The sequence below is a fragment of the Flavobacterium sp. genome, from assembly GCF_043779715.1.
GTDB lineage: Bacteria > Bacteroidota > Bacteroidia > Flavobacteriales > Flavobacteriaceae > Flavobacterium.
On the sequence record NZ_JAYWDT010000175.1, the window covers coordinates 1 to 15,998 of the forward strand.

At 32.5% G+C, this 15,998-nt stretch carries 14 protein-coding genes; 8 read left to right on the forward strand and 6 right to left on the reverse strand.

What is annotated here, in order from left to right; translation table 11 throughout:
* Positions 1-122 precede the first annotated feature (122 nt).
* The gene (locus ACH2BG_RS08430; protein ID WP_395047254.1) at positions 123-1,427 is read right to left on the reverse strand and encodes an NAD(P)/FAD-dependent oxidoreductase; all 1,305 of its coding nucleotides are present in this window, start codon (positions 1,425-1,427) and stop codon (positions 123-125) included.
* A gap of 225 nt (positions 1,428-1,652) precedes the next feature.
* Here ACH2BG_RS08430 and ACH2BG_RS08435 point away from each other — a divergent pair, with 225 nt between their 5' ends.
* Together ACH2BG_RS08435 and ACH2BG_RS08440 are read left to right on the forward strand one after the other, a co-directional pair.
* Positions 1,653-2,147 (forward strand): RNA polymerase sigma factor, encoded by a 495-nt coding sequence (locus tag ACH2BG_RS08435; protein WP_395047255.1) that lies wholly within the window; start codon positions 1,653-1,655, stop codon positions 2,145-2,147.
* Positions 2,148-2,160: 13 nt separating this feature from the next.
* Positions 2,161-2,802, forward strand: coding sequence for a hypothetical protein (locus ACH2BG_RS08440; RefSeq protein ID WP_395047256.1), 642 nt, complete (start codon positions 2,161-2,163; stop codon positions 2,800-2,802).
* On the opposite strand, the gene ACH2BG_RS08445 is transcribed toward ACH2BG_RS08440, so the two are convergent.
* A complete protein-coding gene (locus ACH2BG_RS08445; protein WP_395047257.1) occupies positions 2,799-3,614 on the reverse strand; it encodes a lysophospholipid acyltransferase family protein in 816 nt (271 codons plus the stop codon). The genes ACH2BG_RS08440 and ACH2BG_RS08445 overlap by 4 nt on opposite strands.
* A gap of 46 nt (positions 3,615-3,660) precedes the next feature.
* Complete coding sequence (locus ACH2BG_RS08450) at positions 3,661-4,299, reverse strand: NUDIX hydrolase (protein WP_395047258.1); 639 nt, start codon at positions 4,297-4,299, stop codon at positions 3,661-3,663.
* A gap of 103 nt (positions 4,300-4,402) precedes the next feature.
* Between ACH2BG_RS08450 and ACH2BG_RS08455 the strand changes: the two genes are divergently transcribed.
* Positions 4,403-4,834, forward strand: a complete 432-nt coding sequence (locus tag ACH2BG_RS08455) for a DUF4268 domain-containing protein (RefSeq protein WP_395047259.1) — start codon at positions 4,403-4,405, stop codon at positions 4,832-4,834.
* Between the two features lie 164 nt (positions 4,835-4,998).
* Here ACH2BG_RS08455 and ACH2BG_RS08460 read toward each other — a convergent pair whose 3' ends face one another.
* Positions 4,999-5,706 carry a DUF4197 domain-containing protein gene (locus tag ACH2BG_RS08460; RefSeq protein ID WP_395047260.1) on the reverse strand — a complete coding sequence of 236 codons (708 nt, stop codon included), beginning with the start codon at positions 5,704-5,706 and terminating at the stop codon, positions 4,999-5,001.
* A gap of 12 nt (positions 5,707-5,718) precedes the next feature.
* Entirely contained in the window at positions 5,719-6,441 is a 723-nt protein-coding gene (locus ACH2BG_RS08465; RefSeq protein WP_395047261.1) for a DUF4197 domain-containing protein, read from the reverse strand.
* A gap of 355 nt (positions 6,442-6,796) precedes the next feature.
* On the opposite strand from ACH2BG_RS08465, the gene ACH2BG_RS08470 reads away from it, so the two are divergent.
* The 3 genes from ACH2BG_RS08470 to ACH2BG_RS08480 all read left to right on the forward strand — a co-directional run bounded on the left by ACH2BG_RS08470 (position 6,797) and on the right by ACH2BG_RS08480 (position 12,035).
* Positions 6,797-10,243, forward strand: coding sequence for a methylmalonyl-CoA mutase family protein (locus ACH2BG_RS08470; RefSeq protein ID WP_395047262.1), 3,447 nt, complete (start codon positions 6,797-6,799; stop codon positions 10,241-10,243).
* Between the two features lie 141 nt (positions 10,244-10,384).
* Positions 10,385-10,954, forward strand: a complete 570-nt coding sequence (locus ACH2BG_RS08475; protein WP_395047263.1) for a hypothetical protein — start codon at positions 10,385-10,387, stop codon at positions 10,952-10,954.
* Positions 10,955-11,051: 97 nt separating this feature from the next.
* Entirely contained in the window at positions 11,052-12,035 is a 984-nt protein-coding gene (locus tag ACH2BG_RS08480) for a T9SS C-terminal target domain-containing protein (protein ID WP_395047264.1), read from the forward strand.
* On the opposite strand, the gene ACH2BG_RS08485 is transcribed toward ACH2BG_RS08480, so the two are convergent.
* Positions 12,032-12,985 carry a TerC family protein gene (locus ACH2BG_RS08485; protein WP_395047265.1) on the reverse strand — a complete coding sequence of 318 codons (954 nt, stop codon included), beginning with the start codon at positions 12,983-12,985 and terminating at the stop codon, positions 12,032-12,034. The two genes, ACH2BG_RS08480 and ACH2BG_RS08485, sit on opposite strands and share 4 nt — an antisense overlap.
* A 255-nt stretch (positions 12,986-13,240) precedes the next feature.
* Between ACH2BG_RS08485 and ACH2BG_RS08490 the strand changes: the two genes are divergently transcribed.
* The gene (locus tag ACH2BG_RS08490) at positions 13,241-15,430 is read left to right on the forward strand and encodes a glutamine synthetase III (protein WP_395047266.1); all 2,190 of its coding nucleotides are present in this window, start codon (positions 13,241-13,243) and stop codon (positions 15,428-15,430) included.
* A gap of 260 nt (positions 15,431-15,690) precedes the next feature.
* The coding region (locus tag ACH2BG_RS08495; RefSeq protein WP_395047267.1) for an OmpA family protein at positions 15,691-15,998 on the forward strand (308 nt) is incomplete at its 3' end.

The window sequence follows — 15,998 nt, forward strand, 5'->3', positions numbered from 1 at the left end:
GGTAAGTTTTGTTCCATTTTTATTATTTATTTGTTATCAAATTTATTTTTGATAATGCAAATATATAATAAATATTGAATTATATTTATTATTTTAACATATTTATTATTGATAATTTAAAATTATATTTCATCACTCGTAAAAGTCGTAAAACTTTTCTTTTTATAAGGTCTAATAATCAATCTTCCTTCACGATCAAAACGAATGTAATTGTACACCCAATTTAGAAAAACAACGGCTCTATTCTTGAAACCTATTAGCGAGAATAAATGCACAAACATCCAAACAAACCAAGCAAAAACACCATTAAAATGATATTTAGGCAAATCGACCACGGCTTTATTTCTTCCAATAGTTGCCATACTACCTTTGTCATTATATTCGAAAGGTTTTAAAGGTTGTTTTAGAATGAGTTTTATTAAATTTTCTCCCAACAAATCACCTTGTTGCAAAGCCGGTTGTGCCATCATGGGGTGGCCTTGCGGATATTTATCGGTTTCCATAGAAGCGATATCGCCAATAGCAAAAATATTATCGTAACCTACAACCTGATTGTATTGGTTTACACGAATGCGCTCTATTTTTTCTACTAATGATTTTGCATCGAGACCAGCAATGGCTGCACCTTGCACACCAGCTGTCCATATTACAGTAGCAGTTTCGAAAGTAAGATTAGAATTGGTCGAAATTGTACGTCCGTCATAATTAGTTACTCGAACGTTTTTCCAGATTTTTACACCCAAACTCAACAGGAATTCTTCGGCAGCTATCGATGATTTTTCGCTCATCGTATTTAGGATTCTGTCGCCACTTTGTACCAGATTGATTTCCATTTTAGAAACATCTAAATCTGGGTAATCCTTTTGAAGAATGGCTTTTTTCATTTCTGCTAATGCGCCTGCAAGTTCAACTCCTGTTGGTCCTGCGCCAACCAATACAAAATTGATTAAGCTATTTTTGTCGGCCACATCTTTGGTGAGAACGGCTTGTTCGAAATTTTCGAGAATTAAACTGCGAATATTTAAGGATTGCGGAATGGTTTTCATTGCCATCGAATTGCGTTCGATTTCTTTGTTACCGAAATAATTGGTTTTTGAACCTGTTGCAATGACCAAATAATCGTAATGCAATTCGCCTATTTCGGAAATTATTTTCTGGTTTGGGGTGTCAATTTCTTTGACAGAGGTTAATCGGAAATAAAAATCTTTGTATTCCTGAATGACTTTGCGAATAGGGTAGGCGATAGAACCTGCTTCGAGTCCGCCAGTGGCAACTTGGTATAATAAAGGCTGAAAAGTATGGTAATTGTGTTTGTCTAATAACACAACTTGAACGTTTTTGTTTCTTAGTTTTTTTGCGATGGCAATACCTGCAAATCCGCCACCTATAATGACTATGCGAGGTAAGTTTGATTGTGGAATGTTCATTTTTAGGCTCTAAGGTTCTGAGGTACAAAGGTACAAAGGTTTTTAGAATTTGAATGCTAATTTTAGCCCCGATTACAGTGGAAATCCCGAAGTTTCGTCTTTTGGGACGAGACGAGGATTGGAACGAAAAGCGGGAAAATGGTTGAAAAAAACTGGAATATTGTGCTCCTAAATATTTATTGTTTTACTTTGTAACAAACTTACTATTAATACTACTAACCTAATATGAGTAATGCATTAGAGCAGTCGTTTGTTACGCAACTAAAGGAAAATCAGAATATAATTCACAAAATTTGTAGGTTATATACTCAGGGCGAAGATGCACATAATGATTTGTTTCAGGAAATCACGATTCAGTTATGGAAGGCTTTTCCTAAGTTTCGCGGCGATTCTAAATTTTCTACTTGGGCTTATCGTGTGGCGCTAAATACTGCGATTACTTTATACAGAAAAAGTACCAAAACGGTAAATACAATCGAGTTTGAAACTGGCAAGCATTTTGTACTACAAGAGGAGTATAATTATGAAGAGGAAGAACATTTGAAATTGTTGTACAAAGCGGTTAAACAATTGAATGATATTGAGAAAGCTTTGGTTTTTATGTATCTTGAGGATAAGGATTATACCGAAATTTCTGAAACATTAGGTATTAGCGAAGTAAACGCTAGAGTAAAAATGAACCGAATTAAGAGCAAATTGAAGAAAATTATTAATCCGTAAGGAAAAGGAATATATGAAAGAGTTGGATTTATTAAAAAAAGATTGGAATAAGAATGACAATTATCCGAAGTTTTCGGAGCAGGAAATTTATGCTATGTTGCATAAAACCTCTTCTTCTGCAGTGAAATGGATATTTATCATCAGTATCATTGAATTTACATTTGGAATACTTTTGAATGTAGGAATGAACTTTACAAAAAGTCACAAAGACACTATAGAATTATTAAAATCAGCTGGGATATTCACATTTTATCAAATAGCTTCAGCTTTGATATGGATGGTTGCCATTTATTTTATCTATAGATTCTATAGGGCTTATAGGGGGATTTCTACTATTGATAATGTTAAATTGCTAATGCAAAACATATTAGATGCGAGAAAAATTGTAAAAAGCTACATCATTTTCAATTTAGTAGCAGGAACAATATTTTTATTAGTTGTCTATTCTTTTGTTATAGACCAAATATTAAGCAAAGTTGCTCTAGAACAGCATAAAGTTATGACAACTGGCGTTTATATAGGTGCCTTTGCAGGAGTAATTGCAGTTACTGCCATTTTTATAGGTGGATTTTGGCTGATTTATAGACTGCTATACGGTTTCTTATTGAACCGACTAAAGAAAAATTATAACGAATTACAAAAAATAGAATATTAATATTGCCACTTGCGCAATCTATTCAACTCTTCTTGTTCTTCGATTTCTTCGGCCGGAATTACTTTTAGGAAAGAGGCGTGTTGCTCGATAGCATATTCTACTTTTTCGACAATTTCTTCAATCGTATCGTTATCATAATCAATATCTAAAGGTTCTTTGATGGTGAATGTTTGAAGGATTCCTTTCTTTTTCATTCGAAGGCCTTTTTTATCAAACGAACGACGAAAACCATCAATAACAATGGGAACAACAATAGGTCTGTGTTGTTTTATAATATGCGCCGTTCCTTTACGAACAGGTTTAAACGATTTAGTGGTCCCTTGCGGAAAAGTAATTACCCAACCATCTGCCAAAGCAATTTTTATATTCTCGGTATCGTTAGGATTTACATCTTTTTTCTCCTTTTCGTTTACATCTTTACCGCCTGTGCGCCAAGTTCTTTCTACTGAAATTGCTCCTGCATAAGATAGAATTTTAGGCAATAAACCAGATTGCATGGTCTCTTTTGCTGCAACATAATATATGTTTAATTTGGGCTGCCATATGTAACCTATGTTTTTAATATTATCCTGACGACCGCTCAAACTGGCATTAAAAACATGAAACATAGCAACAACATCAGCAAAATAAGTCTGATGGTTCGATATAAATAAAACATTTGTATCGGGCAAAGCCTTAATGATTTCCGAACCGTCTATTTGCAATTCGTTAAATCCTCTGTAACGTCGGTGTGTAATAGCAGCAAAAATTCGGATTAACCATTTTTTCAGAAAAAGTATATGTCCAAAAGGATTCCTCTTAAATAATCCCATAATTTTATAAAAAAAAGTGAACTACAAATTTACGAAAACTATTAAGTTATAAGACTTTTTTTAGAATTTCTTTCAACTCGCTCATCATCATGGCGGTAGCTCCCCAAACTAAATGGTCATTTATCTGAAAAGCAGGAACTTGAATGTTTGAAGCGTAGGAAGTCGACATGTTCACAGTAATAACGATTTTTTCATCAAGGAATTGATATAATGGTAATTCGATAACTTCATCGACTTCATCAGGGCTTAAAGTAAACGAAAGTTCTTCTTCGGAAAAACCTAAAAACGGGGAAACAAGAAAATTACTCGGCGGAATATAAACTTCAGTAAAGGCTTTAATTACAGTTACTTTTTTTGCGGCAACCCCAATTTCTTCATGTGTTTCTCGTAAAGCAGTTTCGGAAAGTGATAAATCAAAATCTTCGACTTTTCCTCCGGGAAATGCAATTTGCGAAGCATGAATTCCGGGATAAGAATTTCTAACTATTAATGCCAAATGCGTGATACTGTTTTTTGGGTACAAAAGCATCAAAACCGCTGCTTTCTTGGGAATAATTTGCGAAAAATCTTGGTTGTTTAACAACTCTATTCTTTCTGGCGGAATCATTTTTGCATGCGCAATAGTCGCTGGTAGCGATTCTTTTGCTATTTTTGGCACATATTTTAAAAAATCTGAAAAATCCATTTCGCAATTTTTAAAAAGAAATTAATTTACTGGTTCAGAAAAAACACAATTATAAAGATAGCTTAAATATTTCAAGTTCCAAATTCTTACATTATAATAAATTATGTATACCAAAGAAGAAGCCCAAAGATTAAAACGAGAATTCTGGATTTCATTTGCCGAGAAATATCCAAGAAAATGGATTTTGTATGACACAAAAGTTAAAGATTTTTCTTTTAAGTTTTTTGTCGATAATAAAAAAGCACAAGTTCTTATTGATATAGAAATGCGTGACGCCGAAAAAAGAAAATCTTATTTTGAAAAATTAGAATCGCTAAAAACTATTCTGGAAGAAGAATATATCAAGGATTTGGTTTTTGAAAGTAAATACACTCTCGAAAGCGAAAAAACCATCAGTCGCATTTGGGTTGAAAAACTTGAAGTTAGTGTAAGTAACAGACTATATTGGGACGAAATATTCGATTTTTTTAATGAGAAAATGGATAAGTTAGAACGATTTTTCCTTGAGTATGAAGACTATATTAAGGATATTTAAAACAAAAAAATCAGCACCTAAATGCTGATTTTCTTATAAACTAACCAAACCAAACAAAATTCTATGAATTCTTATACAAAGTACGTAAATATTTTTATAATTTAACGTTAAAGCAATGTTATTTTATTGCTAAATGTTAAAAAAAAGAATTTTATTCAATTGTATTATTTCTTATCTTGCATTGCAAAAACATTCTTCAATAAATTAGAAGTTCTAGCATTTATATTGGTTCTAATCTCTTTTTCTTCAATAGCAATCATTTTAAAAACGCCATTCATCGCTTGGTTTGTAACATAATCGGTCAAATCTGGATTCACTTTTTTAACCAACGGTATGCTATTATATTTAGTGATGATTTGTGTCCATATTTTATCGGCACCAACTTTTGCAAATGAATTCTTAATCACTGGATTAAATTTTCCGTACAGAGCAGTCGATGTCGAACCTTGCAAGTAAGTCGTAGCAGCACTGTCGTTTCCCATCAAAATATTTTTAGCATCGGTAAAACTCATTCCAGTTACAGCATTAACAAAAATTGGAGTGGCTTCTTTTACAGCATCTTCAGCAGTACGATTTATCGCTCTCAAACCATCATCAGCCAGTTTGCTCATGCCAATTTTTCTTAAACCCGAATCTACTTTTTTCAATTCCTCAGGCAATAAAATTTTTACCGCTTCATTCTTAAAAAAACCATCGGTAGCTGTCAATTTTGTTACTTGTTTCGAGATTCCGTTGTTCAGTGCTTCCTTCAAACCACCTGCAATGTCTACATTTCCCTGTTCTAAAATCCCCGGCAATTGATTAGCGACTTGTTGTAATTCGGCACAACCAAAAAAAGGAATAATTGCCAGTAATAATATCGATTTTTTCATAATTAGAATATATTATTTTTTGTCTTGCATTGCAAAAACTTGTTGTAGTAAATTAGAAGTTCTTGAGCCTAAGTTAGTTCTTATGTTTTTTTCTTCGACCGTAATCATCTTAAAAACGCCGTCCAGAGCTTTGTTTGTGACATAATCAGTAATATCTGGATTTACTTTATTAACTAAAGGTATGGCGTTATATTTAGTAATTATATTTGACCAAATCACATCGGCGCCTACTTTCCCAATAGATTGTTTTACAACAGGACTAAACTTTGTATATAAATCTTTGGTAGTAGCATTTTGCAGGTAAGCAGTAGCAGCATTTTCTTTGCCCATTAAAATGTTTTTGGCATCACTAAAATTTATATTTTTTATTGCTGAAACAAAAATCGGAGTAGATTCCTTCACAGCATCTTCTGCGGCACGATTCAAAGCTTTAATTCCATCATCAGCTAAACTGCTCATCCCCAATTTTCTCAAAGTTTTATCTACTTTTTGCAATTCGGCAGGCATGATTATTTTTACTGCTTCATTTTTATAAAAACCATCTAGAGCAGTTAGTTTAGAGACCTGATCTGTAACACCTTTATTCAGTGCTTCTTTCAAACCAGCAGAAATATCTATCCCAGAATTGGTTTTAGTAATAGTAGATATTTTACTTTGTCCTTTTTTTATTAGGTCTTTGAATTGCGCATTACCAATCATCGGAATGAAAACAGCTAGTAAAAATATTTTTTTCATAAGGAAATGTGTTTTTCAGATTCATAAACAAAAATAGAGCCAATATTTTATTTAGAAGCACAAACTTTGTGATTTCTTTCAACTTTGGTCCCGCTATTCGTTACAATCTGTCTCGTCCTAAAAGACGATACAGGATTTCCACTACTATCGGGGCTAAATTGGAACAGTATTTTATTATCCTTCAAATTTTTTAAGACATTTCTTAAATGAACTTATAATCCTTATATGGTTCAAATTTTAATCATTTCTTTTGTGACTTTTGTGTTAAAAACAACTAAATTCAATTTTGTTATCTACATAAATAATTTCACAAAAAAATTGTAAATTTGCTACTCAAAAATATCAAATCCTCAAAATGGAACCACAAATACCTTATATTCCAATAAACAAAGTACGAATAGTAACTGCAGCAGCACTTTTCGACGGTCACGATGCAGCGATAAATATCATGCGAAGAATAATTCAAGCTACAGGAGTAGAAGTGATACATCTTGGTCATGATCGTAGCGTCGAAGAAGTTGTAAATACAGCTATTCAAGAAGATGCAAATGCTATTGCTATTACTTCATATCAAGGTGGTCATAATGAGTATTTTAAGTTCATGTACGATTTGCTTAAGGAAAAAGGAGCAGGTCATATTAAGATATTTGGTGGCGGTGGCGGTGTTATTTTGCCAAGCGAAATTGCCGATTTGCAAGACTATGGAATTACTCGTATTTATGCACCAGATGATGGTCGTGCCATGGGATTACAAGGTATGATAAACGATTTAGTGCAACGTTCCGATTTTCCTGTTGGAGACAAACTAAACGGCGAATTATCACATATTGAAGAAAAAAACCCAACAGCAATTGCTCGTTTAATCTCTGCTGCCGAAAATTTTCCAGAAATAGCAAAACCTTATTTCGATAAAATTCACAAGCAAAACGAAACCTCAAAAATTCCAGTATTAGGAATTACAGGAACAGGTGGTTCGGGAAAATCATCATTGGTAGATGAATTAGTTCGTCGTTTCTTAATCGATTTTCCAGAAAAAACCATCGGATTAATTTCTGTCGATCCATCAAAACGTAAAACAGGAGGAGCTTTGCTTGGAGATAGAATTCGTATGAATGCTATTAACAATCCTAGAGTTTATATGCGTTCGTTGGCTACTCGTCAATCAAACTTAGCTTTATCTAAATATGTTGCCGAAGCCATTCAAGTGCTAAAAGCAGCAAAATATGATATTATAATCCTAGAAACTTCTGGAATTGGTCAATCTGACACCGAAATCATGGATCATTCTGATGTTTCTTTATATGTAATGACACCAGAATTTGGAGCTGCAACTCAGTTGGAAAAAATCGATATGTTAGATTTTGCCGATTTGGTAGCATTAAATAAATTTGACAAACGAGGTGCACTAGATGCCATTCGTGATGTCAAAAAACAATACCAACGCAATCATAATTTGTGGGATGTAAGTCCGGATGATATGCCAGTTTTCGGGACTATAGCTTCACAGTTCAACGATCCAGGAATGAATACGTTATATAAGTCCATAATGGATAAAATTGTCGAAAAAACAGATTCAGATCTAAAATCGACTTTCAAAATAACTCGTGAAATGAGCGAGAAAATTTTTGTAATTCCGCCACATAGAACACGTTATTTGTCTGAAATTGCTGAGAATAATAGAAAATATGATGTAACTGCAAAAACGCAACAAGAAGTAGCTCAGAAATTATACGGAATCTATAAAACTATCGAATCTGTTTCTGGAAAATTACCAATTATTGAAAAATCTGGTATCGACGACAGTTCTGTTTTGCCTTCTGCTATCGAAAGTGAAAAAAATGCCGAAAACAGAATATTTCTTAATTTACTTCTAAATCAATTTGATAAAGTAAAAATGGATTTAGATGCTTACAATTGGGAAGTAATTCTTACCTGGGAGGAGAAAGTTAATAAATATAAAAACCCTTTTTACACTTTCAAAGTTCGTGATAAGGAGATAAAAATTGCCACACATACCGAAAGTTTATCACATTCTCAGATTCCAAAAATCTCATTACCAAAGTACCAAGCTTGGGGTGATATTCTAAAATGGAACTTGCAAGAAAATGTACCAGGAGAATTCCCTTTTGCTTCAGGATTATATCCATTCAAACGTGAAGGAGAAGATCCAAGTAGAATGTTTGCGGGCGAAGGTGGGCCAGAAAGAACCAACAAACGTTTTCATTATGTTTCCGCGGGATTGCCAGCAAAAAGGCTTTCTACCGCTTTCGATAGCGTAACGTTATACGGAAATGACCCTCATGTTCGTCCTGATATTTACGGAAAAATTGGAAATGCAGGTGTTTCTATTTGTTGTCTAGATGATGCTAAAAAACTGTATTCAGGTTTCGATTTGGTTCATGCCATGACATCGGTTTCTATGACGATAAACGGACCAGCTCCCATGTTATTAGGTTTCTTTATGAATGCCGCTATCGACCAACAATGCGAATTTTACATCAAAGAAAATAATCTTGAAATTGAGGTTCAAGAAAAAATAAATGAAATTTATAAAAAAAAAGGAATTACAAGACCAAGTTACCAAGGGGAAATTCCTGCAGGAAATGATGGTTTGGGGTTAATGCTTTTGGGAGTTACTGGCGATCAAGTTTTGCCTTCAGATGTTTATAATGATATTAAAATAAGAACACTATCTCAAGTTCGTGGAACCGTTCAAGCTGATATTCTTAAAGAAGACCAGGCGCAAAATACGTGTATTTTCTCGACCGAATTTGCCTTGAGATTAATGGGTGATGTACAAGAATATTTCATCAAAGAAAATGTAAGAAATTTTTATTCAGTTTCTATTTCGGGTTATCATATTGCCGAAGCGGGTTCTAATCCAATCACGCAATTGGCATTCACACTTTCTAATGGGTTTACTTACGTAGAATATTATTTGAGTCGTGGTATGAATATTAATGATTTTGGACCAAATCTTTCGTTCTTTTTCTCAAACGGAATCGATCCAGAATATGCAGTTATAGGTCGTGTTGCACGTAAAATTTGGGCGAAAGCCTTGAAAAACAAATACGGAGCCAACGAAAGAGCCCAAATGCTGAAATATCATATTCAAACATCGGGTCGTTCGTTGCATGCACAAGAAATCGATTTTAATGATATTCGTACAACATTACAAGCTTTGTATGCGATTTATGACAACTGTAATTCGTTGCATACCAATGCTTATGACGAAGCAATTACAACTCCAACGGAAGAATCTGTACGTCGTGCGATGGCGATTCAGTTGATTATTAACAAAGAATTAGGATTGGCGAAAAACGAAAACCCGATTCAAGGTTCATTTATTATCGAAGAATTAACCGATTTAGTTGAAGATGCTGTTTTAGCAGAATTTGACCGAATTACTGAACGTGGTGGCGTTCTTGGTGCTATGGAAACCATGTACCAACGTTCGAAAATTCAAGAAGAAAGTTTGTATTACGAAACCTTGAAACATACAGGTGAATTCCCAATTATTGGTGTAAATACATTCTTGAGTTCTAAAGGTTCTCCAACTGTAATTCCTGCCGAAGTAATTCGTGCAACTGAAGAAGAAAAACAATATCAAATAGATATGTTAACTAATTTGCACAAAGGAAGTGCTAATAAAGTGGAAGAACATTTAAACACATTACAAGAAGCAGCTATCAAAAACGAAAACTTATTTGCACACTTAATGGAAGCTACAAAAGTTTGTTCGTTAGGACAGATCACTAGTGCATTGTTTGAAGTTGGTGGGCAGTATCGAAGAAATATGTAGCGTTTACTATTGTAAGTAATGAAGTATTTTATATTTAAAACCTTTCAGAAATGAAAGGTTTTTCTTTTTTTATCAAAAAAACAAACTTTGGCACAGTTAATGAATAGCATTAAATAACATTAATCATTAAACCACAAAATCATGAAATCGAAGATTCACGAATTCCGAAAATTAAATATGAAAAGCATGAGTAAAAAAATTACCTTATTGCTAGCTTTTATCAGTATGATAGCGCTACAAAGTTGTACAGTAAATGACACTCCACCAGCCCCAGTGCAAACGGATAACGATACTATTAGTGAAGTTCTTGAATATACAGTTTCTTTCAATTCAGGAAATAATTATAAAAAACTAATTACTTTCAGTCGACCTATTTATACTTCGGATATGGTTTTGGTATATCACCTGTATGATGTTGTGAATGGTGCCGATGTTTGGAGACAAATGCCACAAACTTATTATTTAGGAGCAAGTGGTGAGTTGGATTATAACTTCGATTTTACAAATTACGATGTTAATGTTTTTCTTGGTGCCAACTTCGATTTGAGTACATTGTCATCAGATTGGACACAAAATCAAACCTTTAGAATCGTAATTGTGCCAGGATATTTTGGTAATAAAACATCAAATAGTGTAGATTTTAAGAATTATAATGCAGTTGTAAAAGCCTACAATCTTGATGATTCGAAAATAATAAAAAATAGAAATTAGTTTAGTTTATATGTTTGGTCAAAAAGAGATTGTGTAATGCAATCTCTTTTTTTATGAAATTTATTTCCTGAAATAGTACATTTGTAAAAAAGGATTTATGAACTTTCGACTACTATTATTTTGTATTCTAATTTCTATAGAAGGAATATCGCAAACTTTAGGTTGTACCGATGTTTTGTCGAAAAACTATAATTCTAAAGCGACTATCAATGATGGAAGTTGTGTCTACAAAAATGCAACAATCAATCTTACTTCTTCTTTTTCATTAAATGAAATATTAAAAGAAACTTCGGGACTCATACGTTTCAATAATAGGCTTTGGACACACAATGATGATACAGATACAAATTTGTATGCTTTAGATACCATAAATGGGAAGATTCTAGAAACCTACAATTTGCCAAATTTTACAAATACAGATTGGGAAGAAATATCACAAGACGAAAATTATTTATACATAGGCGATTTCGGAAATAATGCATCGGGTAATCGAACAGATTTGCATATTTTACGAATCGAAAAAAAGACATTATTAGCAAAAAATCCAGTAATAGATAAAATTGAATTTCAATATTCAAATCAAACTAATTTTACTAGACAATTTGCCAACAAAACCAATTTCGATTGTGAAGCTTTTGTAGTTACACAGGATAGTATTTATCTTTTTACTAAAGAATGGAAAACCAAGCAAACCACAATTTATTCATTACCAAAAACGCCAGGAAAGTATATTGCGCAACAAAAAGAAGTTTACAATATTAAAGGTTTAGTGACAGGAGCAACTTATTTAAACTCAAAAAATGTTTTGGTACTTTGCGGATACACTAGAAACGGAAAACCATTTGTTAATTTGTTTTATGATTTTAAAGAAAATAATTTTTTTGCCGCCAATAAAAGAAAACTAAAATTGAAAACTCGTTTTTTGCAAATAGAAGGAATCTCTACAAATGATGGATTACATTATTATATAACAAATGAACATCTGAAGTTTGTATTGGCTAATAACCCGCAAGAAATGTATGTTTTAGATTTTAGTAAATATTTGAAAACGTTTATTGATTCAAATAATCAAAAAAATTAATCATTTAGTTCGGTTTCGCTTCCCATTTTTAACGAGACTAAAATCCCAACCAATAACGAAACAGCTATAAATCCTAGCGATGCCCATTCGGGAATTTCAATATAATCATGCAATAGCATTTTTAGACCTACAAAACTCAAAATAGCAATCAAACTATACTCTAAATAACTAAATTTTTCTAGCATATTAGCCAAGAAGAAATACATAGAACGCAAACCTAGGATAGCAAAAATATTAGAACTAAATACAAGAAAAGGATCGGAAGTAATCGCTAAAATCGCAGGGACACTATCTACAGCAAACAAAACATCCATCACTTCAATTACTATTAAAGCTACAAAAAGAGGCGTAGCAAAATTTTTATTATTAATTTTAATAAAAAAATGTTCTTTATGACTTTCGTGAGTAATAGGAATTAATTTTCCAATTGTTTTATAAACGAATGAGTGCTTAGGATCAAAATCTTCCTCGTCCTTAGAGAATAACATTTTTAGAGCTGTAAATAATAAAAACGCTCCAAAAAGATAGGTTGTCCAGCTAAATTTATTAATCAAAATAACTCCAAAAGAAATCATTAAACCTCTGAAAAAGATAGCGCCAAGAATTCCCCAAAATAAAACTCTGTGTTGGTATTTTTGTGGTATTTTGAATGAAGTAAAAATAATTGCGATTACAAAAATATTATCTACGCTTAATGACAATTCGATTAAATATCCTGTTATAAATTTTAAAGCAGCGCCAGTTTGGGTTAGATTATTCGGATTTGCAATATAATCAGTTCCGTATAACCAATAAATAATACCCGAAAATGCAAAAGACAACGAAACCCAAATTGCAGTCCATTTGCTGGCTTCTTTAGTACTTATAATATGAGGCGTTTTGTTAAAAACTCCTAAATCAAGTGCTAAAATCACCAAAACCATTGCGAAAAATAAAATCCAAACTATCATATTGTTCGATTAAAAATTACGAATTAAAAATTAAAAGTCTCAAAAAAATTGAGCTTTAAAATAATGATAATCCTTGATGCAAATATAATCTTTTAGAATTTCTTATAAAATTGGATTTCAATATTTATCTTTTTTTAATTTTTAATTAATAAAAAATTTTTACCCTAAAAAAATAGGGGTCAAAACTTTATTTTAATAAATATTTATATCTTTGCATTAAAATAAATAGGGTATAACTTATAAAAATCAATTTTTATGTCAACAATTCGTTTTCAAGCATTAAAAGAAGCATCAGGTAGAAAACCTGTAAAATTTGAAGAAGCCGACAGAAAGTCGAACATTTTCGGTGCAAATGTGTTTAATGACAAAGCAATGAAGCAGTTTCTTACTTCAGATGCGCATAAAGGAGTGAAAGATGCCGTGCAGCATGGAACAAAAATTGACAGAAAGTTAGCCGATTATATCGCAATGGGAATGAAAGAATGGGCATTGTCTAAAGGTGTAACCCATTATACACACTGGTTTCAACCACTTACGGGAACAACTGCTGAAAAACATGATGCTTTTTTTGAAACTTCTTATGATGGAAGCGATGCAGTCGAAAAATTTGGTGGCGCACAACTTGTTCAACAAGAACCAGATGCTTCAAGTTTTCCAAATGGAGGAATCAGAAATACATTTGAAGCTCGTGGTTATACTGCTTGGGATCCAACATCTCCAGCATTTATCTTTGGTACAACATTATGTATTCCAACAGTTTTTATATCATATACAGGCGAAGCTTTAGATTACAAAACACCATTATTACGTGCTTTACATTCGATAGATCAAGCGGCGGTAGATGTTTGTAAATATTTTGATAAAAATGTAAAAAAAGTAACTGCCACTTTAGGTTGGGAACAAGAATATTTCTTGATAGATACTGCTTTAGCAAATTCTCGTCCTGATATTTTGATGACAGGAAGAACTTTGCTAGGACATACTTCGGCAAAAGGACAACAATTAGACGACCATTATTTTGGTTCGATACCAACAAGAGCATTAAATTATATGCGTGAGTTGGAACAAGAATGTATGTATCTTGGCATTCCAGTAAAAACACGTCACAACGAAGTGGCACCAAATCAGTTTGAGCTGGCTCCAATTTTCGAAGAAACAAATCTTGCTGTAGACCACAATTCATTATTAATGGATGTGATGCAAAAAGTAGGGGAGCGTCATGATTTTAAAGTTCTATTTCACGAAAAACCTTTCAAAGGGGTAAACGGTTCGGGGAAACACAACAACTGGTCATTAGCTACTGATACTGGAATTAATTTATTAAGTCCAAGTAAAACGCCAATGAGTAATTTACAATTCTTATCATTTTTTATCAATACTATAAAAGCGGTAAATGATTATGAAGAATTGTTAAGAGCTGCTATTGCCACTGCAACTAACGACCACAGATTAGGAGCAAACGAAGCACCACCAGCAATTATTTCGGTATTTATTGGAGAACAATTGACAAAAGTTTTGGCGGAATTAGAAGGTGTAACAACTGGAAAATTATCTCCGGAAGAAAAAACAGATTTAAAACTAAACGTTGTTGGTAAAATTCCAGACGTACTTTTAGATAATACTGATAGAAACAGAACGTCACCATTTGCATTTACAGGAAACAAATTTGAGTTCAGAGCCGTTGGTTCTTCTGCAAATTGTGCCAATGCTATGACAACTTTAAATACAATAGTTGCTAAACAATTGAAAGATTTTAAAAAAGAAGTTGACGCTTTGATTGAAACCAAAGACATGAAAAAAGATGATGCAATTTTCAATGTTTTAAGGGAATATATCAAAAATTCTAAAAAGATTCTTTTTGAAGGAGATGGTTATAGCGATGCTTGGGAAGTAGAAGCTAAAAAACGTGGATTGAGTAATTTTAAAACTACTCCATTAGCATTGAAAGCTAAAGTTTCTAAACAAGCATTAGATTTATTTTCAGAAATGAACGTTATGAACCATGTTGAGGTTGAGGCTCGCTACGAAATCGAATTGGAAGAATATACTAAGAAAATTCAAATTGAAGGTCGTGTTTTAGGTGATATTGCTCGTAATCACGTGATTCCAACTGCGATTAAATACCAAAACACATTAATAGAAAATGTAAAAGGATTAAAAGATATTTTTGGTGATGAATTCAAAAAAATTGGTAAAGAACAAATCGTTTTAATCAAAGAAATTTCCGAACATATTGAAGGTATTAATACCAAAGTAGAAGCAATGACAGAAGCTCGTAAAAAAGCAAACATTATTACCGATGCTCAAAAAATGGCCGAATCATATTGTGATGCTGTAAAACCATTTTTTGATGATATTCGCGAACACTGCGACAAACTAGAATTGTTAGTAGATAACGAAAGTTGGACATTAACTAAATATAGAGAGTTGTTGTTTACGAAATAAGAATTAGTCAAAAGTCATAAAGTCGAATGTCTGAAAGTTTCAGATATTCGACTTTTTTTGTTCTATCAAAAATAGAATCCCAAAATAAATAGACTTTATAACTTTAAAATTTTATGACTTGCGACTTTTACTTTATATTTGAAGGCGTTTGAGTAATCAAATGGCTTTTTTATTTGTATTGTTTTTCATTAATCAACAATATTTTTCCATAAATTGGGTTAATTAATTAAATGAAGAAACTTTTTATCTACATATTTTTTTTGGTAAATATTTATCTAGCAAATGCGCAGGAGCAATTTTCTGTGTATTTTGATAGTAATAAATACGAATTGTCAGCATCAGAAAATAATGAACTTCAAACTTGGATAAGTCAAAATTCAACAAGTAAAGTATTAGCAATAAATGGTTATACTGACGAAGATGGAACCAACCAATACAACGATTCACTAGCATTAAAAAGAGTCGAAAAAGTATATCAAAACATAAAAGACAAAGTAAAAATTCGAGAAGATTTTAAAACCAGAAGCTTTGGTGAGAACTTCCAACAATCAAAAAATAAATCTGAAAA